The sequence below is a fragment of the Mycobacterium cajalii genome (assembly GCF_045809005.2).
Classification (GTDB): Bacteria; Actinomycetota; Actinomycetes; order Mycobacteriales; family Mycobacteriaceae; genus Mycobacterium.
The window spans coordinates 2,575,652-2,599,185 of the sequence record NZ_CM141436.1 but is presented as its reverse complement, the minus strand read 5'-3'; the positions used below and the strand labels follow the sequence as shown (position 1 = coordinate 2,599,185).

The 23,534-nt window shown below is 68.7% G+C and carries 18 protein-coding genes and 1 riboswitch; of the genes, 5 read left to right on the top strand and 13 right to left on the bottom strand.

The window, feature by feature from the left end; all coding sequences use genetic code 11:
- Positions 1-6 precede the first annotated feature (6 nt).
- The 4 genes from dnaE to ACJ512_RS12440 form a co-directional block, all read right to left on the bottom strand.
- Positions 7-3,573: a DNA polymerase III subunit alpha gene (gene dnaE, locus ACJ512_RS12455; RefSeq protein ID WP_407688369.1), complete on the bottom strand. Its 3,567-nt coding sequence runs from the start codon at positions 3,571-3,573 to the stop codon at positions 7-9.
- Positions 3,574-3,639: 66 nt separating this feature from the next.
- Positions 3,640-4,071, bottom strand: coding sequence for a type II toxin-antitoxin system Rv0910 family toxin (locus ACJ512_RS12450; RefSeq protein ID WP_407688370.1), 432 nt, complete (start codon positions 4,069-4,071; stop codon positions 3,640-3,642).
- Between the two features lie 120 nt (positions 4,072-4,191).
- Positions 4,192-4,995, bottom strand: a complete 804-nt coding sequence (locus ACJ512_RS12445) for an SDR family NAD(P)-dependent oxidoreductase (RefSeq protein ID WP_407688371.1) — start codon at positions 4,993-4,995, stop codon at positions 4,192-4,194.
- A gap of 22 nt (positions 4,996-5,017) precedes the next feature.
- On the bottom strand, positions 5,018-6,034 hold the full coding sequence (locus ACJ512_RS12440) for an SDR family NAD(P)-dependent oxidoreductase (RefSeq protein WP_407688372.1): 1,017 nt from the start codon (positions 6,032-6,034) through the stop codon (positions 5,018-5,020).
- A 240-nt stretch (positions 6,035-6,274) separates the two neighbouring features.
- On the opposite strand from ACJ512_RS12440, the gene ACJ512_RS12435 reads away from it, so the two are divergent.
- Both ACJ512_RS12435 and ACJ512_RS12430 read left to right on the top strand, forming a co-directional pair.
- Positions 6,275-6,781 carry a lysozyme inhibitor LprI family protein gene (locus ACJ512_RS12435; RefSeq protein WP_407688373.1) on the top strand — a complete coding sequence of 169 codons (507 nt, stop codon included), beginning with the start codon at positions 6,275-6,277 and terminating at the stop codon, positions 6,779-6,781.
- A gap of 16 nt (positions 6,782-6,797) precedes the next feature.
- Entirely contained in the window at positions 6,798-7,556 is a 759-nt protein-coding gene (locus ACJ512_RS12430) for a class I SAM-dependent methyltransferase (protein ID WP_407688374.1), read from the top strand.
- Between the two features lies 1 nt (position 7,557).
- Here ACJ512_RS12430 and ACJ512_RS12425 read toward each other — a convergent pair whose 3' ends face one another.
- Both ACJ512_RS12425 and lspA read right to left on the bottom strand, forming a co-directional pair.
- Positions 7,558-8,484 carry an RluA family pseudouridine synthase gene (locus ACJ512_RS12425; protein WP_407688375.1) on the bottom strand — a complete coding sequence of 309 codons (927 nt, stop codon included), beginning with the start codon at positions 8,482-8,484 and terminating at the stop codon, positions 7,558-7,560.
- Entirely contained in the window at positions 8,481-9,062 is a 582-nt protein-coding gene (gene lspA / locus ACJ512_RS12420) for a signal peptidase II (protein ID WP_407688376.1), read from the bottom strand. The genes ACJ512_RS12425 and lspA overlap by 4 nt, the downstream gene beginning before the upstream one ends.
- 193 nt (positions 9,063-9,255) lie before the next feature.
- On the opposite strand from lspA, the gene ACJ512_RS12415 reads away from it, so the two are divergent.
- Complete coding sequence (locus ACJ512_RS12415) at positions 9,256-10,194, top strand: asparaginase (RefSeq protein ID WP_407688377.1); 939 nt, start codon at positions 9,256-9,258, stop codon at positions 10,192-10,194.
- Here the strand turns inward: ACJ512_RS12415 and ACJ512_RS12410 are convergent.
- Entirely contained in the window at positions 10,159-11,556 is a 1,398-nt protein-coding gene (locus tag ACJ512_RS12410) for a DNA polymerase IV (protein ID WP_461480067.1), read from the bottom strand. The genes ACJ512_RS12415 and ACJ512_RS12410 overlap by 36 nt on opposite strands.
- A gap of 34 nt (positions 11,557-11,590) precedes the next feature.
- On the opposite strand from ACJ512_RS12410, the gene ACJ512_RS12405 reads away from it, so the two are divergent.
- Positions 11,591-12,157, top strand: a complete 567-nt coding sequence (locus ACJ512_RS12405) for a class I SAM-dependent methyltransferase (RefSeq protein ID WP_407688378.1) — start codon at positions 11,591-11,593, stop codon at positions 12,155-12,157.
- 26 nt (positions 12,158-12,183) lie between these two features.
- On the opposite strand, the gene ACJ512_RS12400 is transcribed toward ACJ512_RS12405, so the two are convergent.
- The 6 genes from ACJ512_RS12400 to ACJ512_RS12375 all read right to left on the bottom strand — a co-directional run bounded on the left by ACJ512_RS12400 (position 12,184) and on the right by ACJ512_RS12375 (position 20,784).
- Positions 12,184-13,881 carry a PE family protein gene (locus ACJ512_RS12400; RefSeq protein ID WP_407688379.1) on the bottom strand — a complete coding sequence of 566 codons (1,698 nt, stop codon included), beginning with the start codon at positions 13,879-13,881 and terminating at the stop codon, positions 12,184-12,186.
- Between the two features lie 332 nt (positions 13,882-14,213).
- A complete protein-coding gene (gene ileS / locus ACJ512_RS12395) occupies positions 14,214-17,330 on the bottom strand; it encodes an isoleucine--tRNA ligase (protein WP_407688380.1) in 3,117 nt (1,038 codons plus the stop codon).
- A gap of 223 nt (positions 17,331-17,553) precedes the next feature.
- Complete coding sequence (locus ACJ512_RS12390) at positions 17,554-17,790, bottom strand: Rv1535 family protein (protein WP_407688381.1); 237 nt, start codon at positions 17,788-17,790, stop codon at positions 17,554-17,556.
- Between the two features lie 289 nt (positions 17,791-18,079).
- Positions 18,080-18,250: riboswitch (M-box (ykoK) riboswitch) on the bottom strand.
- A 105-nt stretch (positions 18,251-18,355) separates the two neighbouring features.
- Positions 18,356-19,018 (bottom strand): TetR/AcrR family transcriptional regulator, encoded by a 663-nt coding sequence (locus ACJ512_RS12385; protein WP_407688382.1) that lies wholly within the window; start codon positions 19,016-19,018, stop codon positions 18,356-18,358.
- Positions 19,015-20,139: an NAD(P)H-dependent flavin oxidoreductase gene (locus ACJ512_RS12380; RefSeq protein ID WP_407688383.1), complete on the bottom strand. Its 1,125-nt coding sequence runs from the start codon at positions 20,137-20,139 to the stop codon at positions 19,015-19,017. Before ACJ512_RS12380 ends, ACJ512_RS12385 begins: the two co-directional genes overlap by 4 nt.
- 66 nt (positions 20,140-20,205) lie before the next feature.
- Entirely contained in the window at positions 20,206-20,784 is a 579-nt protein-coding gene (locus ACJ512_RS12375) for a carboxymuconolactone decarboxylase family protein (protein WP_407688384.1), read from the bottom strand.
- Positions 20,785-21,781: 997 nt separating this feature from the next.
- Here ACJ512_RS12375 and ACJ512_RS12370 point away from each other — a divergent pair.
- Complete coding sequence (locus ACJ512_RS12370; protein WP_461479793.1) at positions 21,782-23,467, top strand: IS1634 family transposase; 1,686 nt, start codon at positions 21,782-21,784, stop codon at positions 23,465-23,467.
- The last annotated feature ends 67 nt before the right edge of the window (positions 23,468-23,534 follow it).

Below are 23,534 nucleotides of genomic sequence, written 5' to 3'. Positions count from 1 at the left end.
CGGCGCTCAGGCGCCCAGGCAGCCGGGGCCGAGCAGCTCCTTGAGGTCGCCCATCAACGCCGGCGAGGGCGTCACCCGCAGCGACTGGTCAAGCTCGAGTGTGGTGATGCGGTCACCGCTGACGAGCCGCAGGTGCACCTGCGAGGTTCCGGGATGGCGCGCCAGCACCTGCTTGAGCGCGCTGACCTTGTCGACGGTGCACTGGCGGGTGGGCAGGCTGACCGAGAGCGGCCGGTTCGCCTGCGCGTTGGAGAAGTCGGGCACCACCAGCTCGTTGGCGATCAGGGCGATCCGGTCGTCGCGGATGGCGACCTTGGCGTTGACCAGCACCACCGCGTCGTCGGCGATGTCGGCGCCGTAGGCGGAGTAGGCGTGCGGGAAGAACATCACCTCGATGCCACCGGTGAGATCTTCGAGTTGCGCTGATGCCCAGGGCATCCCGTTCTTGTTGACGCGGCGGTTCACCGACGCCAGGATGCCGCCGACGCGCACCTGGGTCTCGTTGGGCACGTCGCCGTCCAGGATCGCCGGGATCTGGGTGTCAACCTGCGCGGCCAGCAGGTGGGCCACCCCGTTGAGCGGATGCCCGGACACGTACAGGCCCAGCATCTCGCGTTCCAGGGCCAGCTTGTGCTTGTCCTCCCACTCGTCCTCGGGCACCTTGATGGTGAACACCGCGTCGGCGCCGGAGTCGCTGCCGCCGAACAGGTCGAACTGGCCCATCGCCTCGGCCTTCTTGGTACCCAGCACCGAGTCGACGGCGTCGGTGTGCACCAGGAACAGGCCTTTGCGGGCATGGTCCAGTGAGTCGAACGCGCCCGCCTTGATCAGCGACTCGGTGACCTTCTTGTTGCAGGCCGCGATGTCGATCTTGTTCAGGTAGTCCGAGAAGTCGGTGAACTTCCCCTTCTCGTTGCGGGTCTTGATCAGCGAACCGACCACGTTGGCGCCGACGTTGCGCACCGCGCCCAGGCCGAAGCGGATGTCTTTGCCGACCGAGGCGAAGTTCACCAGGGACTCGTTGACGTCCGGCGGCAACACGGTGATGCCCAGCTTGCGGCAGTCGGCCAGGTACACCGCGGCCTTGTCCTTGTCGTCGCCCACCGAGGTGAGCAGGCCGGCCATGTATTCGGCCGGGTAGTTGGCCTTCAGGTAGGCGGTCCAGTACGACACCAGCCCGTAGCCGGCGGCGTGCGACTTGTTGAATGCATAGCCCGCGAACGGAAGGATGGTTTCCCACAACGCTTTCACGGCCTTCTCCGAGAAGCCGTTGGTGGTCATGCCCTCGTAGAAGCCCTTGTATTCGGCCTCGAGCACCTCCAGCTTCTTTTTGCCCATCGCCTTGCGCAGCGCGTCGGCCTTGCCCATCGTGTAGGAGGCCACCTTCTGCGCGATGAACATGATCTGCTCTTGGTAGACGATCAGGCCGTAGGTCTCGGAGAGGATCTCGCGCAGCGGTTCCTCGAGCTCCGGATGGATCGGCTTGATCGGCTGACGGCCGTTCTTGCGGTCGGCGTAGTCATTGTGGGCGTTCATGCCCATCGGACCCGGGCGGTAGAGCGCGAGCACGGCGACGATGTCGTTGAACTCGGTGGGTTGCATGCGGCGCAGCAGGTCGCGCATCGGCCCGCCGTCGAGCTGGAACACCCCGAGGGTGTCGCCGCGGCCCAGCAGCTCGTAGGTGGGCTTGTCGTCCAGCGGCACCGACTCCAGGTCGAAATCGATGCCCCTGTTGGCCTTGATGTTCTCGATCGCGTCGCCGATGATCGTCAGGTTGCGCAGGCCCAGGAAGTCCATCTTCAGCAGGCCGATCGCCTCGCACGACGGGTAGTCCCAGCCGGTGATGATCGCGCCGTCCTGCGGCCGCTTCCACAGCGGGATGGCCTCGGTGAGCGGCTCGCTGCTCATGATCACCGCGCAGGCGTGCACACCGGCGTTGCGGATCAGGCCCTCCAGGCCGCGCGCGGTCTGGTAGATGGTGCGCACGTCGGGGTCGGTTTCGATCAGGCCGCGGACCTCGGCGGCCTCCTTGTAGCGCTCGTGGGCCGGATCGGTGATGCCCGAGAGCGGGATGTCCTTGGCCATGATCGGCGGCGGCAACGCCTTGGTGATCCGGTCGGCGATGGCGAAGCCGGGCTGGCCGTAGTGGATGCGCGCCGAATCCTTGAGCGCCGCTTTGGTTTTGATGGTGCCGAAGGTGATGACCTGGGCCACCCGGTCCTGGCCCCACTTGTCGGCCGCGTAGCGCACCATCTCCCCGCGGCGGCGGTCGTCGAAGTCGATGTCGATGTCGGGCGCCGACGGGCGTTCCGGGTTGAGGAAACGCTCGAACAGCAGGCCATGGGGAATCGGGTCGATGTTGGTGATGCCCATCGCATAGGCGACCAGCGAGCCGGCCGCCGAACCGCGCCCCGGCCCCACCCGGATGTCGACCGAGCGCGCGTAGTTGATCAGGTCGGCGACGATCAGGAAGTACGACGGGAAGCCCTTGTCGCAGATGACCTTGATCTCGTACTCGGCGCGGTCGATGTAGTCCTGGCCGACGCCGGACGGGAAACGCCGGCGCAGTCCGGCCATCACCTCGTGGTGCAGCCAGGTCGCCTGGTCGTGTCCTTCGGGCACCGGGAAGATCGGCATCCGGTCCCGCGGCTCCCACACCTCGGCGTAGGACTGCACCCGCTCGGCGATCAGCAGCGTCGAGTCACACGCCCCGGGTATCTCGGCGTCCCAGAGCCCGCGCATCTCGGCGGCCGACTTCAGGTAGTAGCCGTCGCCGTCGAACTTGAACCGGTTGGGGTCCGACAGTGTCTTGCCGGTCTGCACGCACAGCAGCGCCTCGTGGTTGTGGGCGGCGTCGCGGGTGACGTAGTGGCAGTCGTTGGTGGCCAGCGGCGGGATGCCCAGCTTGCGCCCGATCTCGAGCAATCCCTCGCGGACCCGCTGTTCGATGGACAGCCCGTGGTCCATCAACTCGAGGAAGTAGTTGTCGGCCCCGAAGATCTCGCGCCACTTGGCGGCCGATTCCAGCGCCTCGCGGTCGTGGCCCAGGCGAAGTCGCGTCTGTACCTCGCCCGAGGGGCACCCGGTGGTGGCGATGATGCCCTCGGCGTGTTCGGCGATGAGCTCGGCGTCCATCCGGGACCACTTGCCGAGCTGACCCTCGAAAGACGCCAGCGAGGTCAGCCTGAACAGGTTGCGCAGGCCGGTGGCGTTCTCGGCGACCATCGTCAGGTGGGTGTAGGAGCCGCTACCCGAGACGTCGTCGGCCTTCTGGCCGGGATCCCCCCACAGGATCCGCCGGGTGTCGAAGCGGGAAGCGGGAGCGACGTAGGCCTCGACGCCGATGATCGGCTTGATCCCGGCCTTGGTGGCCGCGTTGTAGAACTCGCTGGCGCCGAACATGTTTCCGTGGTCGGTCATCCCGACCGCGGGCATCCCCAGCCGGTCCACCTCGGCGAGCATCGGCGTGATCTTCGCGGCACCGTCCAGCATCGAGTACTCGGTGTGGTTATGCAGGTGCACGAAAGAGGACTCGCGACGAACGCTTGCGTGAGGAGGAATCGGACCGGTCATAGGGACGCCAGTCTATGACCGAGGACCGACGCCGTTCGGGCGTGTCGCGAAGTGTGTCTTGCGGCCCTACCCGTACAGCTCGACGAAGCGCTCGAGCGACTTCTCCACGTCGCCTTTGACGGCGCGGGCGGCGGCCGAACCCACCGGGCCGAACAGGGGACGTCCGCCCAGCTCGAGACGCAGGCCGAGGGCCGACCCTCCGGCGGTGGGCCGCACGGTGAGCGTCACGCCGTACTTGGCGCCGCCCTTGCCGGCCCCCGACATCGCGACCTCGTGCGGCGGGTTCCACGTGGTCACCGTCCAGGTGACGCGGTTGCGCATGCCCTTGGCCCGTGCCACGCCGACGATCTCGGTGCCCTCGGTGATCTCGTCGGGCAGCTCGCTGCGCCATCCCTCGTGCATGACCAGCCACTCGCCGAGCTCCGACAGGTCCGAGACGCGGTCCCACATGTCGTGGGGACTCATCGGCATGTCGGCGGTCATGTCCAGCGCGGCCATGGCCCGAGCCTAGCCCGGGCCGCGCGAAGCGGTCATGGCGCGCTGCCGGCGCGAGCAGACGCAAAATCGCCCATCTCGCGGTCGAAATGGGCGATTTTGCGTCTGCTCGGCGGGGCCGGCTTAGCGGTCCGGCCCGCCGCGCAGGCGCTGGCCGATCCGCAGTGCGGGTAGCAGCACGCTGCGCGGCGCGAACCTGCCGCTCATGCTGACCGCCTTGGGCACCACTCCCGGGACCACGCTGCGCTTACCGGCGAGCATCCCCTCGATCGCGGCCTCGGCGACGTCGCGCGGGGAGACCTGCGCCACCGGGATGCTGAACCGCTCGGCACTGGCGATCTCGGCCCACTCGGTGGGCACCGGTCCGGGACACAGGCAGGTGACCGACACGCCCGTCCCGTGCAGTTCCTCGTGGACGGCCTCGGAGAACGTCTGCACGAAAGCCTTGGTGGCCGAATAGACCGCCATGTAGGGCATCGGCTGGAACCCGGCGATCGACGCGATGTTCAGCACCGCGCCGGCACCGCGCTCGACCATGCCGGCCAGGGCCGCGTGGGTGAGTTCCATCAACACCAGCGAGTTGAGGGTGACTTCTTCGCTCTCGCGTTCGAGCGGCAGCGTGTGGAACAACCCGCTGGTGCCGAAACCGGCGCTGTTGCACAACCCGGCGATCGGTTCGCCGCGCAGCCGCTCCGCCAGCACACCGCGCGATCGCGGGGTGGACAGGTCGAGAGGCAGGACCTCCACCCCGACCGAGTAGTCCGCGCCCACCTCGTCGGCCAGTTCGTCGAGGCGCTCGCGCCGGCGCGCGACCAGCAGCAGCGGGAAGCCGCGCCGCCCCAATCCCCGCGCCAGTTCGGCGCCGATGCCGGAGGAGGCGCCGGTGATGACGACGGTGGCGCGGTCGTCGGGTTTCGGAAGGCTCATCGTGTTACCAATCTTCCCCGTGTCACCAATGTATCCCGCGGGTCGCGCGCACGAACGTCTCGCTGCGTTTGTCCAGTTCCTTTGAGTCCGAATCGGATTCGCCGCCCTTGGCCGCCTGGGAGTCGCCGAACATGTCGAAGGCGCGGTTGCGCACCATGTCCATGACCACCGGGTTCACGGCGTCGGCGACGGCGGCGAACTGCCCGAACGGCGAGCTCGCGCGCCGGGGCCGGTGCACGATGGCGTCGGCGATCACCCCGGCGGCCTGATCGGGCGTCAGCGCCGGGAACTTCTCGTACATCGTGGTGGGACTGATCATCGGGGTGCGCACCAGCGCCATGTGCACCGTGGTGAACCGGACGCCGTCGTTGACCGTCTCGGCCTGCAGCGAGTCGCATAGGCTGTCCAGCGCGGCCTTGCTGGCGATGTAGGCGCCGAAGCGCGGCGCGCGGGTCTGCACCCCGACCGACGAGACGTTGATGATCTGACCCGAGCCGCGCTCGCGCATCCCGCGGACGAACTTGAGGATGAGCTGCACGGCGCCGAGGTAGTTCAGCTGCATGGTCCGCTGGTAGTCGTGGATCCGGTCGTAGGACAGTTCCAGCGAGCGCCGGATCGAGCGCCCGGCGTTGTTGATCAGGATGTCGACGCCGCCCAGGTCGGCGAGCACCTGGTCGGCCATCGCGGCGATGGCGTCCGTGTCCGACAGGTCGCACGGGTAGACATGGGCGGTTCCGCCGTTGCCGCGAATCTCGTCCGCGACCTTCTCGAGGTTTTCGCGGGTGCGGGCGACCAGCACCACGGTGCCACCCGCCTCGGCGATCCTCTTCGCGGCCGCCTCCCCGATGCCCGAGGACCCACCGGTGATGAGCACCACCTTGCCCTCGACCGCGTCCTCGAGGGTGCGGCCGTGCACCGCGTCGAGCACGTTGCGCCAATAGAACGGCCGGTAGCGCCCGGCCGAGTTGGGGGTGTTCACCAGATTGGACACGGCGGCCAGCGGCTTCTCGACCAAGTTCGTGAGGTCACCGAGGTTCATCAGCGATCGCTCCTGAGGACAGGGTGCATGGTGTGACGCGGGTCATAGGGCAAACCTAGGACATCGGTCAGCGAATGGTTGCGGATAGCGACAGATTCCCGTCGCTCCGACGCCCGGGCGCTCGCGAGGTCGCCCGCGAGATAACAGCCGGGCAAAGATCTGAGCACACGCTGCGAACAACCTGTGGACTATGCGGTGTGGCGCATACGACACCCGCCGAACGGGTCATACTTGGCGGGTATGAGACTGCTGCCCGCCACCGTCGCGGCCCTGGTCTTGAGCGTCTGCGGGTTGGCCGCAGCCCATCCAGCGGCCGGCACCACCGCGGGTGCCGACTGCGCCGCGCCGGTCAACGCGGTCAAACAGTTGATCTGCGCCGACCCGCATCTGAACGACCTCAACCACCGGACCAAGGCCGCGTATCACAAGGCGCTGGCACGGCCCGGCGCCGACCGCGCGGCCCTGCTGTCCGCGCGGAAGAACTGGAAGGCCGCCCGCGACGGCTGCGCCTACAACACCGACGTCCGCGGCTGCGTGCTGGCCGCTTATCAACCCGCGGGCTTCGGCCAGCTCACCTCGCAGTTCTACCGCCAGCTGGCCCCGCCGAGCGCGGTGCTCAACTGGAAGGGCGACCACCAGGCTCTGTTTCTGCAACGGTCCGGCTACCCCGGCTCGGACAGCGCCGAACACCGGGGCGAGGCCACGCTCATCTTCAACGGCGCGACGTTCATCTGCCGGCCCGAGTGAGCCGCCCCGCGCCCGCATGACTCGCACCTTCGAGGATCTGGTTGCCGAAGCCGAACAGGTCTCGGTGGACGGTTGGGATTTCTCCTGGCTCGACGGACGCGCGACCGAGGAGCGCCCGTCCTGGGGTTACCAACGGCTGATGAGCCGGCGGTTGGCGGACGCGACGGCCGCCTGCGACCTCGGCACCGGGGGCGGTGAGGTGCTCGCCGGCGCCGAGAAGTTTCCGCCCGCGATGGTTGCCACGGAGTCGTGGCCGCCCAACGCGGCCCTGGCCACCAAGCTGTTGCATCCGCGCGGCGTGGTGGTCGTGCAGACCCGGGACGAGGCCGAGTTGCCGTTCGCCGACGACGCGTTCGACCTGGTGACCAGCCGGCACGCCATCACGGTGCGGTGGACCGAGCTCGCGCGGGTGCTGCGCCCGGGCGGCACCTACCTGGCGCAACAGATCGGCCCGGCGACCATGGCGGAGCTCGTCGAATACTTCATCGGGCCGCAGCCGGAGAAATGGGCCGAGCTGCATCCGGACCACCAGGCCGCGCAGGCGCAGGCCGCCGGGTTGCAGGTGGTGGAGATGCGGATGGAGCGGATGCGCGCCGAGTTCTTCGACATCGGGGCCGTCATCTACTTCCTGCGCAAGGTGATCTGGACGGTGCCGGACTTCACGGTCCAGCGCTACCGCGAGCGGCTGGCCGAACTCCACGAGCGCATTCAGGCCGAGGGGCGCTTCGTCGCCCACTCCACGCGGGTCCTCGCCGAGGCGCGCAAGCCCACGTGATTCACCCTTCGACCCGCAGCACGTCCAGGGCGTGCTGCAGGTCGGGCGGGTAGGGGCTGATGAACTCCACCCGCCGGCCGTCGGCCGGGTGGACGAACGACAGGGACCGCGCGTGCAGCCATTGTCGTTCCAGGCCAAGCCTTTTCGCCAGCACGGGATCCGCCCCGTAGGTGAGGTCCCCGCAGCACGGGTGGTGCAGCGCGGCGAAATGCACCCGGATCTGGTGCGTGCGGCCGGTTTCCAGGTGCACGTCGAGCAGGCTGGCGGCGATGAAGGCCTCGCACGTGTCGTAGTGGGTGAGGCTGTGCCGGCCGTCCTTGGTGACCGCGAACTTCCAGTCGGGGCCGCGGTGACGTCCGATCGGGGCGTCGATCGTGCCACTGGACGGGTCCGGATGCCCCTGCACCAGGGCGTGGTACCGCTTGTCGACGGTGCGCTGTTTGAAGGCCCGTTTGAGCGCGGTGTAGGCGCGCTCGGACAACGCCACCACCATCACCCCGGAGGTGCCGACGTCGAGGCGATGCACGATCCCCTGCCGTTCGGGCACTCCCGACGTGGTGATCCGATAGCCCGCGGCGGCCAGGCCCCCCAACACCGTGGGTCCGCTCCAGCCGACGGACGCGTGCGCGGCCACCGCCGCGGGCTTGTCGACCACGACGATGTCCTCGTCGGAGTAGAGGATCGTCATCCCCTCGATGTCGACGGGCGTGTTCTCCGGCGGCGCCGGCGCTTCGGGCATCCGCACCTGCAACCAGGCGCCGGCCGTGAGCCGGTCGGACTTTCCGGCCGGCGCGCCGTCCAGTTCGACACCGCCCTCCTCGGCGATCGCCGCCGCGGCGCTGCGGGACAACCCCAGCAGGCGCGCCAGGCCTGCGTCGACACGCATGCCCGCCAAGCCCTCCGGTACGGGCATCGAGCGCTCGGTCAACGCCGGCCGGCCTTGCGCCGGCCCGCGGTGTCGAAGTCGTAGCCGAAGACCGACAGCACCACCAGCAGGATGGCCCCGCCGACCACGGCCGGGTCGGCGACGTTGAACACCGGCCACCAGCCGACCGACAGGAAGTCCACCACGTGTCCCCGCAGCGGGCCGGGCGACCGGAAGAACCGGTCGACCAGGTTGCCCATGGCGCCGCCCAGGATCATGCCGAGGCCCACCGCCCACCACGGCGACACCAGTCGCCGCCCCATCCAGAAGATGCCGACCACCACACAGGTCGCGATCAGCGTCAGCATCCAGGTGTACCCGGTTGCCATCGAGAACGCCGCCCCCGAATTGCGCACCAAGGTCCAGGTCACCGTGTCACCGATGATGGAGACCGGCTGGCCCGGCGGCAGCAGCTTGACGGCGAGCACCTTGGTCACGACGTCCAAGCTCAGCACGACCGCGGCAACCGACAGCAGCAGGCGCAGCCTCCGGGGCGGGTGCTGCGGGCTCTGGGGTGCAGAGCCCGCGGGTTCCCCGGTCGCAGCCACCGGCTCGACAGATCCCGTGGTTTCCTCGGACACCCCCTCATCATCCCCTAAGTGGCCTCGCCCGTGAGTTCGACGGGGGGTTGTTACCGGACGCCGCTGGTGCCGAGTCCGCGCTGGCGGCGTCGAGACTGCGTTCAGCGCTACTTTTTCGCCTCGATGTCGCCGCCACCGCAGTCTCGGCACCTCGGCGAACGGGCGCCGGCGTCCCGTGCGGGATGATCCTCCCATGGCAAGGCTCACCGTCGTCACCACCGGAGGAACGATCGCGACCAGCACCGGCCCCGACGGGGTGCGCCGGCCCACGCGGAGCGGAGCGGAACTGACGTCGGGGCTCGGCGGCGATCAGCAGATAGAAGTCGTCGACCTCCTGGCCGTGGACAGCTCGCAGCTGACACCTGCCGATTGGGGCCGGATCCGCACCGCGGTCCAGGCGGCGATCGACGGCGGCGCCGACGGCGTGGTCGTCACGCACGGGACCGACACCCTCGAAGAGACCGCGCTATGGCTGGAACTGACCTATGCGGGCGCAACACCAGTGGTGATGACGGGCGCGATGCGCAGCGCCGACGCCCCCGACGCCGACGGGCCGGGCAATCTGCGTGACGCGCTTGCGGTCGCGTCCAGCCCGGCCGCGGCCGGGCTGGGTGTGCTGGTCTGCTTCGCCGGGCACCTGCTGGCACCCCTGGGCCTGTACAAGGCGACGACCGCGGACCCGAGCGGCTTCGCCGGGGAGTTGCTCGGCACCGTCAACGGCGGGGTGGCGCTGACCCTCCCCAAGACCCGGCCGTACATCGGCGATCTGAGCGCCGCCACGGCGCCCCGGGTCGACATCGTCGCGGTGTACCCGGGCAGTGACGCGGTCGCGCTGGATGCGTGTGTGTCCGCCGGCGCGGCGGCCGTCGTGCTGGAGGCGGTGGGCTCGGGCAACGCCGGAGCGGCGGTGATCGACGGCGTGCGCCGCCACTGCCGCAACGGCGTGGTGGTCGCGGTGTCCACCCGGGTGCCCGGCGCGCGGGTCAGCGCGGGCTACGGCCCCGGGCAGGAGTTGGTGGAGGCCGGCGCCGTGCTGGTGCCCCGCCTGCGGCCCTCCCAGGCCCGGCTGCTGCTGATGGCCGCGTTGGCCGCGGAACTACCCGTTGCCGCGGCCATCGCCCGCTGGGGCTGACGAACCGGCTTGCCGCGCAGCGACATAGTCCGGCCAGTCCAGGGACTCGACCGGATCGGCGCCGGCGAGGTCACCGGTGTCGGCGGGGAACGTGCGCGCCTGCCCCGGACCGCGAGCACGGGTTTCGAAGCGCACCGTGACCACCCCGTGCCCCGCGCCCTGCACCCAGCCGTGCCCGAGTTCGCAGTGGGTGACGTCGTCTCCGATCCGCCACGCCCAGGTGTCCGGCCGGGGCGCGAACACCGCGTCGGTGGCGGTCTGCACGGGCGCGGATTCCGCTTCGGGCGCCGACAGCTCCAAGTCCGGAAACAACGACTCCTGGCGCACCTCGCTCAGCCCCGAAAACCCCACGCCCAGAAGCCGAATGGGCCCGATCTCGCGGGGATCCAGCAGCAGGCGCCGAGCCATCGCGACCAGCGCGCTCGAGTCGGTGGTCGGGTAGGGCAGCGTCGCCGAACGGGTCAGGGTGCTCATGTCGGATTTCTTCAGCTTCACCGTGACCGTGCGCGCGCCGCGGCCGTCGCGTAGCAGGCGTCGATGTGCGTGCTCTGCGATCGGTCCGATCGCTTCGATCAATTGCTCGAGGCCGGTCAGGTCGACCGCGAAAGTGGACTCGGCGCTGATCTGCTTGGCCTCGGCGCGCTCGGCGACGGGGCGGTCGTCGATCCCGCGGGCCAGCCGGTGCAGCGCCGGCCCGACCGCCGCGCCCAAGATGTCGGCCGCTTCGGCGTCGGTCAGCGCGGCCAGCTGTCCGATGGTCTCGATGCCGAGCCGGTGCAGCTTGTCCTCGGCGACCGGGCCGATGCCCCAGAGCCGGCGCACCGGCAATCCGCCGAGCAGCGACCGCTCGTCGTCGCGGCGCACCACCCGCACTCCGTCGGGTTTGGCCAGGCCGGACGCGATCTTGGCGATCTGCTTGCCCGAACCCGCACCGACCGATGCGGTCAGCCCGGTTTCCTCGCGCACCCGCCGACGCAGATCCTCACAGAACGTCGCGACATCCTTGGCCGAGGCCCCGGCGAGCTGGTCCGGCTCGCCGAAGCCCTCGTCGTGGGACAACTGCTCGACCACGGGCATCACCGAGCGCACGGTGTCGAAGACCCGCCGACTGGCCACTCCGTAGACCGCGCCGCGCGGCGGCAACACCACTGCGGTGACGCCGATGAGCCGGCGCGCCTGGTGCATCGGCATGGCCGACCGTGCGCCGAACGCGCGCGCCTCGTAGCTGGCGCCCGCCACAACGCCCCGACCGCCCAGACCGCCGACCAGCACCGGCCGACCCCGAAGCGTCGGTCGGGTGAGTTGTTCGACGGACGCGAAAAACGCATCCATGTCCAGGTGCAGTACCCAGCGGGACACCACACCTGCACATGCTATTGGTCTAGGGTTTTTTGCTATGGCGATGAACCTGTGTCACCGGTTGTGCTGCAACTCCGCACGCTGGGCACGACAGGTCAAGGGGCAGCTGCTGCCCTGGGTGCTCGACGGCGCGGACCTCGGCGACAACACCCTCGAGATCGGGCCGGGGTACGGCGCCACCACGCGGGTGCTGATCGACAAAACGCCGCGGCTCACCGCGGTCGAGATCGACGCCGCCATGGCGCAGCGCCTGCAACGGCTCTACGGGGACCGGGCGCACATCGTCAACGCAGACGGCACGAACACCGGGTTGCCCGCCGCCGAGTTCAGCTCCGTGGTGTCCTTCACCATGCTGCACCATGTGCCGACCGCCGAACTGCAGGACCGGTTGTTTGCCGAGGCTTTTCGAGTGCTGCGGCCCGGCGGCGTGTTCGCCGGCAGTGACAGCATGTCCTCGCTGCGCTTTCGCCTCCTGCACGTTCGCGACACGTGCAACCCGGTCTCGCCCGAGGAGCTACCGGACCGCTTGCGCGCGATCGGTTTTCGTGACGTAAAGGTCGATGTGTGCGAAGGCCGGCTGCGCTGGCGCGCCCGCAAGGGCTAGCTGCGAAGCACGACCCACCGCGCGCCTCACGGCAGGAAGCCTCCGAGCAGATCGTAACCGGTCGTCACGAGGGCCTCGCCGACCGGGGCGAGACCACCGGCCCCGAGGATGAACGGGATCAGCGCCGTGTCGGCCGCGATCGGATCACCGACGGCGGCCACAAGGTTGCCGGCCGCAAGGTTGGTCAGGAACAAACTGACATCGTAATTGGGCAGGGAGGTGAACGCGGCCAGCGCGGTGTCCACCACCGGAAGCGTGACCGAAACGTCCGTGGAAACCACGCCGGCGAGAATGTTGCCGACTTCCGTGGGCGAGGAGGTCAGCGTGATCGGGGTGGTGGGGACGTCGGCGTTGAAGTAGGTGGCCCCCGCACCCAGCAACTGGGCTAGGGTCGGGTGTTGGCTGGGAATGAGGCCGAACGTGTAGATGCCGTCGTAAAACCCTTGCAAAGACGAGTAATTCGTCAACTGCCCGGTCTGCAGATCGGAGACGGCCCTGGCGAATCCCTGCGGCAACCCCTGGGCCAGCGCGGACACGACCTCGCCCGGACTGACGTTCGTCGGATAGAGCCCGAAGGGTGTCGGCACGTTGGGCGCGCCGGGCGAGTAACCCTGGGTCGTACTGCCGTAACCGAGGTCGACCAGCACTTTGAGATCGGGTTGTATCAGGTCGGCCAGCGGATTGCCGAACGGGATCCACCGCAGCGGGTCCAGCAGCGGCAGGTTGCTCTCGGGGATCATGTAGTAGGTCGTGTCGCCGTAGGTGCCCAGATCGGTGGCGCTGGAAATCTGTTGCGCCGTCAGGCTGCCGTACGTGGTGTGAATGAGAAGCATGCCTGCGTAGGCATTCAGGTCCGACAGCAAATCGATCGGATATTGGGGAAAATCGGCGAATCCGTCGTACTCGCTGGTGTACACCGTGGTCGGATACAGGTCGCTCGGGGTCGCGCCGGTGGACGTCAGGCCGAGGCTGGGAACGAAGCCACCGACGAAGCGTTCCAGAAAACCCCCGTTGGGATTGTTGGGGTCTCCCACCAGGATGAAGGACACGTCGCCGGACGGCACGTGATCCGCCGCGAGCTGCGACATCACCAGCGAGGACAGGGTCGAACTCTGCGAGTAGCCGAAAACGTCGACGTGGTTGCCGACGGCAATCTGGTGCAGGATCGCCGAGTACAGCGTGGCGACGCCCTGGGTCAATGACGTGTCGAAGCGCAGGCTGTTGACCCCGGTGATCGGGTAGAGCCCCTCCGGCGTCGTCAACGGCCACGGGGACGCACCCGCATCGAGCACCTGGACATACAGATCGTTCACGGCCCGCAGGTACACGTTGGGCGGTACGGGGATGCCGCTGGGCCCCATGATCAGCGCCACCGCGCCGGCCGGGTTCGCGCTCGACACCGACAGACCAAGGACGTTGCCCGCACCGCGCAAAGATGCGGCAACGGCGGCTTCGGCACCCGCGTAGGCGCCGGCCGCGGCGGTCAGCGTCCGCACGAATTCTCCGTGCAACGCCGCGGCGCCCGCACTGAGCGACTGGTGGGCTTGGCCGAAGCGGGAGAACAGCGCGGCGACCGCCCGCGACACCTCGTCGGCGCCCGCCGGCGCCACCGCGGTCGTCGGAGCCGCCGCGGCCGCGTTCGCCTCGGTGAGCGCCGCACCGACCCGCTCCAGATTCGCCGCCGCGGCCGCCATCAGATCCGGGCCGGTAACCAGATAAGACATCGTCTCTCCTTTTTTGCGCCGCGGCCGGAATCGATGGGGCGTCTCCGCCGGCCCGGCGCACCACTGGAGCCCCGGGCCGGCCGGGCGCCCTACCCGCACACGTGATCGCCGAACTTGATCCTATCGATCGGCCCGTATCGCGGATGGCACGCGGCGGCTAGTGGTCTCGCACGTAAGTTCGTCGGAGGTTGCTAACAGACGCCGCCGGCGGTGCCCAGTCTGCGCTGGCGGCTTCGAGACTGCGTTCAGCGCTCCTTTTTCGCCTCGACGTCGCCACCACCGCAGTCTCGGCGCCTCAGCGAACGGGGCCGACGAATTAACGGCGCAGGACGCTAGGTTCGGCTCAGGCTCACCCGCACGCCGTCGCCGATCGCGACGGCGTGCGGCCCCGGTTCGCCGAAGCCGAAGCTGGTGGCCAGGATTTCGCCGGCGATCAGGTCCCGGTGTGCCGCCGCCCAGTCGGCCCGCCCGGCGGGCACCGACATCACCACGGCGATGCGATCGGAGACGTCCAGCCCGGTCGACTTGCGCAGCTCCTGCAGCTCGCGGATCCGGTCCTTGGCCCAGCCCTCGGCCTCCAGCTCAGGGGTCACGGTGCCGTCGAGCACCACCAAGCCGGCCCCGCCGGGCAGCGCCGCGGTGAACTCCGGGTCGGCGGCCACCAGCCGTGAACTGTACTCGCCCGGTTGCAGCACCGCCGGGCCCGCGGTCAGGGTGCCGTCCGGGTTGACGACGCCCTCGCCGGCCTTGACCGCCTTGATCGCGGCCTGCACGTCCTTGCCCAGCCGCGGCCCGGCCACCCGGGCGTTCACGGTCAGCTCGAAGCGGCCGTAGGTGTCGATGGCGTCGGTCAGCTCGACGGCCTTGACGTTGAGCTCGTCGGCGATCAGGTCGGCGAACGGCTCCAGACTCTGCGGGTGCTCCACTGCCACAGTCAGTTTCGGCAGCGGCAGCCGCACCCGTAGCTTCTTGGCCTTGCGCAGCGATGACGCCGCCGAGCACACGTCGCGGACCTGGTCCATCGCGGCCACCAGGTCCGCGTCGGCGGGCGCGACGCCCGCGTCCGGCCAGTCGGTCAGGTGCACCGAGCGCCCGCCGGTCAGACCGCGCCAGATGATCTCGGTGACCGACGGCAACAGCGGAGCCGCCAGCCTCGCGGTCACCTCCAGCACGGTGTGCAGGGTGTCGACGGCGTCGGGGTCCTCCTCCCAGAACCGCGAACGCGAGCGCCGCACATACCAGTTCGTCAACGCCTCGGTGAACTGGCGCAGATGCTCGCAGGCCCGGGAGATGTCGCAGGACTCCATCTCCGCGGTGAGGTCCTCGCGCAGCACCGCCAGCTTGGCCAGGATGTAGCGGTCCAGCACGTGCGGCGAGTCGGTGCGCCAGGTACCGACCTTCGGCGCGTACAGGGCCAGGAAGCTGTAGGCGTTCCACAGCGGCAGCAGCACCTGTCGCACGCCCTCGCGGATACCCTGCTCGGTGACGATCAGGTTGCCGCCGCGCAGGATCGGCGAGGCCATCAGGAACCAGCGCATCGCGTCGGAGCCGTCCCGGTCGAACACCTCGGTGACGTCGGGGTAGTTGCGCAGCGACTTGCTCATCTTCTGGCCGTCGGACCCCAGCACGATGCCATGCGCCACACAGGTTTTGAACGCAGGGCGGTCGAACAGCGCGGTGGCCAGCACGTGCAGCGTGTAGAACCAGCCGCGGGTCTGGCCGATGTACTCGACGATGAAGTCACCCGGGTAGTGCGTCTGGAACCAATCCGCGTTGTCGAACGGGTAGTGCACCTGCGCGTACGGCATCGACCCCGAGTCGAACCACACGTCGAGCACGTCGGAGATGCGCCGCATCGTGCTGCGACCCGTCGGGTCGTCGGGGTTGGGCCGGGTGAGCTCGTCGATGTAGGGCCGGTGCAGGTTGTCCGGGCGCACCCCGAAGTCGCGCTCCAGCTCGTCCAGGCTGCCGTAGACGTCGACGCGGGGATAGGCCGGGTCGTCGGACTTCCAAACCGGAATCGGGGTGCCCCAGTAGCGGTTTCGCGAGATCGACCAGTCGCGGGCGCCCTGCAGCCACTTGCCGAACTGGCCGTGCTTGACGTGCTCGGGGTACCAGGTGATCTGCTCGTTGAGCTCCACCATGCGGTCCCGGAACTCGGTGACCGAGACGAACCACGACGACACCGCCCGGTAGATCAGCGGGTTGCGGCAGCGCCAGCAGTGCGGGTAGGGGTGCTCGTAGGTCTCGTGGCGGAGCAACACCGCGCCGTTGGCCGCGGCCGCCCCGCTCCCGTTCTTCAAGTCCCGGATGATCTGCGCGTTGGCGTCGAAGACGTGCTGCCCCTGGTAGTCCGGGACTCCTGCGTCGAAGCGGCCCTTGGCGTCGACCGGGGTGACCGGCCGGATCCCCGCCGCCTCGCAAACCGCCATGTCGTCCTCGCCGTAGGCCGGTGCCATGTGCACGATACCGGTGCCGTCCTCGGTGGTGACGAAGTCGCCGAAAAGCACCCGGAACGCATCCGGCGTGTCCATGAAGTAGGGAAAGGGCGGCACGTACCGTACCGGGAACAAATCACTGCCCCGATAGGTGCCGAGCACTTCGGGCTCTTCGCCGAGTTCCTTTGCGTAGGCGCCCAATCGGGCTTCTGCCAGCACGTACCGCCGGTCGCCCACCCGCACCTGGACATAGGTGACATCGCGATTGACGGCCACCGCGAGGTTCGACGGCAGCGTCCACGGTGTCGTCGTCCACACCAGGAGGTAGGCGCCGTCCACCGGGCCACCGATCGCCTTGAAGCCCACCGTCAGCGCGGGGTCCTGGCGGCTCTGGTAGACGTCGTCGTCCATCCGCAATTCGTGGTTGGACAAGGGGGTTTCGTCGCGCCAGCAGTACGGCAGCACCCGGTACCCCTCGTAGGCCAGGCTCTTGTCCCACAGCTGCTTGAACGCCCAGATCACCGACTCCATGTACGGCAGGTCGAGCGTCTTGTAGTCGTTGCCGAAGTCCACCCAGCGGCCCTGCCGGGTGACGTAGGCCTGCCATTCGTCGGTGTAGCGCAGCACCGACTCGCGGCAGGCGTCGTTGAACGCGGCGATGCCCATCGCGTCGATCTGCGATTTGTCGGTGATCCCCAGCTGGCGCTCGACTTCCAGCTCGGCGGGCAGCCCGTGGGTGTCCCAGCCGAAGCGGCGCTCCACCTTGTAGCCGCGCATGGTGCGATACCGCGGGACGATGTCTTTGACGTATCCGGTGAGCAGGTGCCCGTAGTGCGGCAGCCCGTTGGCGAATGGCGGGCCGTCGTAGAAGACGTATTCCGGGGCGCCGTCGCGGCGGGCGATGCTGGCGCGGAAGGTGTCGTCGCGGTCCCAGAAGTCGAGAACCTCGAGCTCGAGCGCCGGGAAGTCGGGCGCCCCGCCGGCCAGTTTGGGGTAAGCCTTGTCGGTCACGTCGCGCGTCGTCTCCTGTGCCAAACGCCGTTACAGGGACGACGCCGCGCCGGGTGCGCGAGCGCCGCGGTACCACCCCGCTTGCCGCACTTTCGCGTGGCCGCTCGTTGAAAGGCTTTGACGGGCCTACCCGTTCGGGTCTACTGGGCCGAAATGGCTGTTCTTCCGAAGGCTCCCCGGTGATGGCCGGATCGATGCCGTTGCGTCGATTCTACTCATGCACTCACGCGCGGACTTCGAGCACGCCGACGCGCCACAGCGCCGCGTACACGTGCCGCAGCGGGATGCAGAGCAGGTGGGCCGCGCCGTCGACCAGGGGGTCGCCGCCGAACGGCAGGCTGCCCAACCGGCGCGCCGCCTTCCGGGGCGCGGGCGCCGCGACCGCGTCGGTGTCGCGCACCACCGTCAGCGTGCGGACGGGCGCCGGGCTCACCACTTCGTCGTACAGGGCTGCGGTCATCATCGCCTCCTCGGGGACTTCCAAAACGAGAACTGACTGGACTGACGCGTCCCGTCCCGTTGTGGTTCCGCTCCCAGAACGCCTGGCTGGCAGGCCTATTGGCGTAGTGACAACTCAGCCGAGGATGTCGTGCCGGAGAACGGATCGGGACGAGACGAAGTTCGGACTTCGACCCGGACTATCGCTGGAACTCATGCGTCCCTCACCTCCTCGACGGTCACGACTCGTGCGGACTATCCGCACGATCAGCGCGCACGCGTGGAGTACAGAACCCGACGACCGTCGGAGACCGGCACCCCTCTCGTCAGAGTTTTGACACCACACGACGTGATCCGGTTGCCCGGAAGCCACCTGGGCTCAACCCTTAAGCCGGGAGGAGCTGTCCTGACCCGGGGCGTCTTTCGACGTTCGGGGTCAGTGGCCTGTATTCGTGTAGCCGCCTCACCTAACGAGGTGCATACCTGACCGATGATGCACGACGGGTAGGGCGCGGTCAAATTCCCGGCGTGCCGTGTTCGCGATTCTTTATGCTCCCCTTCACCTGTCCCACAGGCGTCGCCCAGCTTTATCCCGGCTGAGCAGGGCTTATGGGATCACGCGGGCGCAGCCCGTCGAACACCAGCGCGACGAGGAAGTCGGCGACCTGGGCCGCGGTGACGCCGTCGTCGGTGCTCAGCCGCCGCTGCGCCAGCTGCCCCACCAGCGCGGCCAGGCTGTGGGCCACCATCCGCGGCGGGGCGGCCACCACCTCACCGCGTTCCTGCGCCGCGAGGACGACGGATTCGATGTCGTCGACGAACCGCTCGTACATGCCGCCCAACTGCTTCTCGAATCGTTCGCCGAGCGCGTAAGGGTCGCGCAGCAGCAGCTTGATGGTGTCCTTGTCGGCCTCGAAGAACTCCAAGGTGGCTTGCGCGGCGACTTGCAGGGATACGCGCAGCGGCGCCTGATCCGGGCCGTCTGCGGCCGCGGCCAGAGCAGCGCCGACGTGGCTGCGCAGCGCGCTGTCCTCGGCCGCCGTCAGCGCGTGGAACAACTCGTCTTTGGAGTGGAAGTACCAATAGACCGAGCCGTAGGCCAGGTTCGCCCGCTGGGCGATGTCGGCGATCGTTGTCGCGTGAAAACCCTTGCGCGCGATCACTTCTTTGGCGGCCCCCAGGATCTGGTCGCGCCGCTGCGATTTGTCCTCGTCGGTGACCGCGCGGCTCCGGCGGACGCCGCCGCTCACCTGTCGACCAGACCCTCGAGGCGCCCGACGGTGTCGATGAACTCCTCGACCATGTCGAGGACGACCGCACGCGTCGGCCGGACCCGATCGAGCGATCCGACGACCTGGCCGACGAAGTAGGTGGCCAGCTCGCGGGCCCTGGAGTCGGGATGGGTGGCGGCCTTGTTGATGCGCACCTGCGACTCGGTGATCAACGCGCTCTGCAGCGGCATCCCGAGCGGGGCGGGGCTGTCGGGGCGCTCCCACTCGTCCGTCCAGGCGGTGCGCAGCATCCGGGCGGGCTTTCCGGTCATCGACCGCGACCGCACCGTGTCCGAGGAGCTGGCGGCCAGGAATTTCTCCTTGACCGCGGGGACCGTCTCGGCTTCCTCGGTGGTCAGCCACACCGACCCGCACCAGACGCCCTCGGCCCCCAGCGCCAGCGCGGCGGCGACCTGGCGGCCCCGGGCGATGCCCCCGGCCGCCAGCACCGGGACCGGCGCGACGGCGTCCACCACCTCGGGCACCAGCACCATCGTGGCGACCTCACCGGTGTGGCCGCCGGCCTCGGTGCCCTGCGCGACGATCAGGTCCACCCCCGCCGCCGCGTGCCGTTGCGCGTGCCGGGTGGTGCCCGCGAGCGCGGCGACCAGCACGTCGTTGTCGTGGGCGCGCGCGACGAGATCGGCCGGGGGCGGCCCCAGCGCGCTGGCGATCAGCCGGATGTCGTGAGCGAAGGCCACGTCGAGCAGCGGTTCGTAACCCTTGGGAGAGATGTTGAGCCCGCCGGACGGCCGGCGGGTCTGGTCGGCGGTCGCCGTGATGCCGTAGCGGGCGAGCAGATCGTCGACGAAGGCGCGGTGCTCCTCGGGCAGCAGGTCCCGGGCCTGCGCGGCGTCGATCCCGCCCCGCTCGGACCCGACGTATTTGGGCGGCAACAGCAGATCCACCCCGAAGGGCTTGCCGCCCGTCTGCTCCGCGATCCAAGTCAGCTCGTTCTCCAGGCGCTCGGGACTGTGCGCGACGGCGCCGAGAACCCCGAATCCGCCCGCATTGGTCACCGCGGCCACCACATCGCGGCAGTGGCTGAAGGCGCAGATCGGGAACTCCACGCCGAGCAGTTCGGCGGCCCTGGTTCGCATTCGCCGACGCTAAGATTTGATGACTGATAAGTCAATCTAGTTTGCGAAGGGCGGAGGATTCGGCCCTCACGACGCGTCGGATGCGGGCGGGCGGCCGTCCGGCGGCCAGCTCGCGACGCCCTCTTCCAACGGGACTTCGAGGCTGTGCAGGATCGACGCGATCATCCGCCACGCGCCGATCGCGGTGACCAACTCCAGCAGAACCTTTGTGTCGCCGTTCAATTCGCGCGCACAGGCCGCCCAGCTCGCTGCGCTGACCGCGCCGTCGCGCACCACGTCGTCGGTGGCGGCCAGCACCGCACGCTCGGCGGGCCCGAAGGAGTCGTGGTGCCGCCAGTCGCGCACCCCGAGCAGGTCGTCGGCCGGCACCCCCAGCCGGAAAGCGACCCGCCAGTGCTGCGTCCACTCGTAGTCGCAGGCGGTGAGCCAGCCGATCCGCATGATCGCCAGCTCGCGCAGGCGCGGGTCGAGGTCGCCGTGCCACAGCATCGTGGCGAGCAGGTCGTTGACAGCGCGCGCCAGCGGCGGATGGTTGAGCAGCACCTGAAAGATGCTCAACTCCGCCATGTAGTCGGGCACGGCCGCTTCGTCGGCGGCGGCTTTGGCTTCGTCGAGCGGCAGTCTGGGCACCCGGGCTGTCGTCATGGCGTGCGTACTCCCTTGTACTGGCGGGAATCCGTTGTGTTCACCGGCCATGGTATCCATCGGGTGGGTGCCGGACACAACGACGACCCGCCGGACCGGGCGGACTCGGCCGCTACCGAAACATCCTTGCGTGCAGCGGCTTTCACCGGGTCCGCAGCACGGTCGACCGGAAACCGTTGCCGCCCAACGGCCGTCCGGCGGCCACACCGAAACCTCGGCCCGCCGACCAGACATGACGGGCAGCCCGTGACATTTCGATCGATCCGGGCCGGCAACCGGTTTGCGCGTACGGTCGACGAGGTCCGATCCGCCCCCGCCCCGAAGACGGTTCGAGCCATTAATTTAACGCTTGTATAGTAACGATCAGGGTGACGGCGCGGCACGCATTGATGTGGAATACGTCACTTATGCATATCAATTCGCCGAATTGCCCACGCGGATTCCCCGAAGCACCTACCATCACGCCATCGGGCTCCCCTGGATCGCCACTTCCAGGCGCCGAACTCGCGTCTGCCCGGACCTCGCTGGGGCAGCCGGAAAGCGGCGCCGCGGCGCCCGATCACCGCTCGGCAAAGCACCGCCGATGCGGCAGTCCCCTGTTACATCGACGGGCGCTTCCCCAGGGGAACGCCCACCCAGCCGCGGAGGGCTACATCACTGTCGCACTCGTCCGCCGCACCGCGGCCCGAACCCACGAATACTGGACAACGTTGGCGCACAGCGCCTCTAGCTGCAGTTTCTACCTGATCAGGAGGCATGACAGGGGCGCGATGGTCTAATGACCGATGAGTCAGTCAAGCCGGTGCACCGGCTTGGGACACGCCTGAGGATTGTAAATTTTTTGTACGTCCGAACGATTTTTCCGCGCAGGTGAACCGAAGCCGCTACGCTTCAGATCGCGCCGAGGTCTAGCGGGAGTTTCCGGCCTTCGTAGTTGAGCGGCGTGTCTTGTGTTGTGGTGCTTGAGGTTTGTGTGATTGGGGTGTATTACCCATATATGGCGTCGATCGTGGGTAAGCGACGCGGCAAGCAGACCTATTACTACCTGGTGGAATCGGCCCGCGTGCAGGGCAAGCCGCGCATCGTGTCTCAGCAGTATTTGGGCAGCGCGGAGGAGGTGATGGCGAAGCTGTCCGAGACGCCGGCCGGGCAGCCGATCCGTAGCCAGCACAAGCAGTTCGGGGATCTGGCTGCGGTGTGGTCGATGCTGGCCCGGCTGGATGTGGCCGGCATCGTCGACGAGGTGGCGCCCCGGTACGCGAACGCGGCCGCATCGGTGGGCACCTATCTGGCGCTGGCGTGCGCGAACCGGATTGTCGACCCGTGTTCCAAGCGCGGCTTCGCCGACTGGTGGGCGACCACGGCCGGGCCGCGGTGGGTGAAGCTGGACCGGGCCGCGGTGGATCATCGCCGGTTCTGGGACGCGATGGACCGCCTCGGCCAGACCGAACTGCGTGAGATCGAGACCCGGCTGGGACGGCGGATGGTGACCGAGTTCGGGCTGGATTTGACCGGGCTGGCGTTGGACATGACCAACTTCGCCACCTTCATCGACACCGGCAACGACCGCGCGCCGATCGCGCAGCGGGGCAAGGCCAAGCAGAAACGCACCGATCTGCGGTTGGTCGGGCTGGCCCTGGTCGTCACCCGCGACGGCGGGGTGCCGGTGATCGCGCACGCCTATCCCGGGGACCGGCCCGATGTCACCCAGTTCAGCACCGTCGTCGACGAACTGGTCACCCGCTACCGGGACCTGGTCGAGCACGTGGAGTCGCTGACCGTGGTCTATGACGCCGGGCAGAACAGCGGCGACAACCATGCGGTGGTGGAGGCGCACGGGATCGGGTTCGTCGGTTCGCTGCCGCCCAGCGATCACCCCGAACTGCTGCAGATCCCGACCCGGGACTACCGGCCCGTGGACGACGACCGCTACCCCGGGCTGCGCTATGTCGACACCACCGTCACCGCGCTCGGCGTCACCCGCCGAGCGGTGCTCACCCACTCGGCGAACCTGGCGGCCAAGCAATCCCGCGGCCTGGACCAGACCCTGGCCAAGGCCCGGCGCCGCCTGGCCGAGTTGGCCGCTCGCCTCGCGCGCGGCCGCACCCGCCGCGACCGCGACCAGGTCCAGGCCGAGATCACCGCGATCTGCAAGCCCCGCTGGGTCGCCGACATCATCACCGTCACCCTGACCGGCGAGGCGCCCGCCCAGTTGAGGCTGTCCTGGCGCACCGACACCAAGGCCCGAAAGCGCATGGAAGAGCGGCTGTTCGGCAAGCGCATCCTGTTCACCAACCGCGACTGGCCGGTGCCCGACGTGGTGGCCGCCTACCGATCGCAATCCGACGCCGAATTCGGGTTCCGCCAGCTCAAGGACCCCCACGTGGTCTCGTTCAGCCCGATGCACCACTGGACTGACTCCAAGATCCGGGTGCACGTGTTCTACTGCGTGCTCGCCCTGGCCGTCGCCCACCTGATGCGCCGCCAGACCGAGCACGCCGGGCTGCACCTGTCGGTACGCGAATTGCTCGACGAACTCGTCGGCATCCAAGAGACCGTGTTGATTTACCACGACGGCAGCAAGGGACGGCCCCGCGTGCAGCGCATGCTCACCGACATGAACCCCACCCAACAGCGACTCGCCGACCTGTTCGCAATCCACCAATACGCACCCACCCGCTGACCAACAGCGCCCAACACCGCGAGTTGGGTAATACACCAGCCCTGCCCAAAAACACAACCCCACCAGG

Excerpts from the sequence above, each read along its gene's own strand:
- dnaE (WP_407688369.1), bottom strand. The coding sequence starts at position 3,573 with ATGACCGGTCCGATTCCTCCTCACGCAAGCGTTCGTCGCGAGTCCTCT.
- ACJ512_RS12450 (WP_407688370.1), bottom strand. The coding sequence starts at position 4,071 with ATGGCCGCGCTGGACATGACCGCCGACATGCCGATGAGTCCCCACGAC.
- ACJ512_RS12445 (WP_407688371.1), bottom strand. The coding sequence starts at position 4,995 with ATGAGCCTTCCGAAACCCGACGACCGCGCCACCGTCGTCATCACCGGC.
- ACJ512_RS12440 (WP_407688372.1), bottom strand. The coding sequence starts at position 6,034 with ATGAACCTCGGTGACCTCACGAACTTGGTCGAGAAGCCGCTGGCCGCC.
- ACJ512_RS12435 (WP_407688373.1), top strand. The coding sequence starts at position 6,275 with ATGAGACTGCTGCCCGCCACCGTCGCGGCCCTGGTCTTGAGCGTCTGC.
- ACJ512_RS12430 (WP_407688374.1), top strand. The coding sequence starts at position 6,798 with ATGACTCGCACCTTCGAGGATCTGGTTGCCGAAGCCGAACAGGTCTCG.
- ACJ512_RS12415 (WP_407688377.1), top strand. The coding sequence starts at position 9,256 with ATGGCAAGGCTCACCGTCGTCACCACCGGAGGAACGATCGCGACCAGC.
- ACJ512_RS12405 (WP_407688378.1), top strand. The coding sequence starts at position 11,591 with ATGGCGATGAACCTGTGTCACCGGTTGTGCTGCAACTCCGCACGCTGG.
- ACJ512_RS12400 (WP_407688379.1), bottom strand. The coding sequence starts at position 13,881 with ATGTCTTATCTGGTTACCGGCCCGGATCTGATGGCGGCCGCGGCGGCG.
- ACJ512_RS12390 (WP_407688381.1), bottom strand. The coding sequence starts at position 17,790 with ATGACCGCAGCCCTGTACGACGAAGTGGTGAGCCCGGCGCCCGTCCGC.
- ACJ512_RS12380 (WP_407688383.1), bottom strand. The coding sequence starts at position 20,139 with ATGCGAACCAGGGCCGCCGAACTGCTCGGCGTGGAGTTCCCGATCTGC.
- ACJ512_RS12375 (WP_407688384.1), bottom strand. The coding sequence starts at position 20,784 with ATGACGACAGCCCGGGTGCCCAGACTGCCGCTCGACGAAGCCAAAGCC.
- ACJ512_RS12370 (WP_461479793.1), top strand. The coding sequence starts at position 21,782 with ATGGCGTCGATCGTGGGTAAGCGACGCGGCAAGCAGACCTATTACTAC.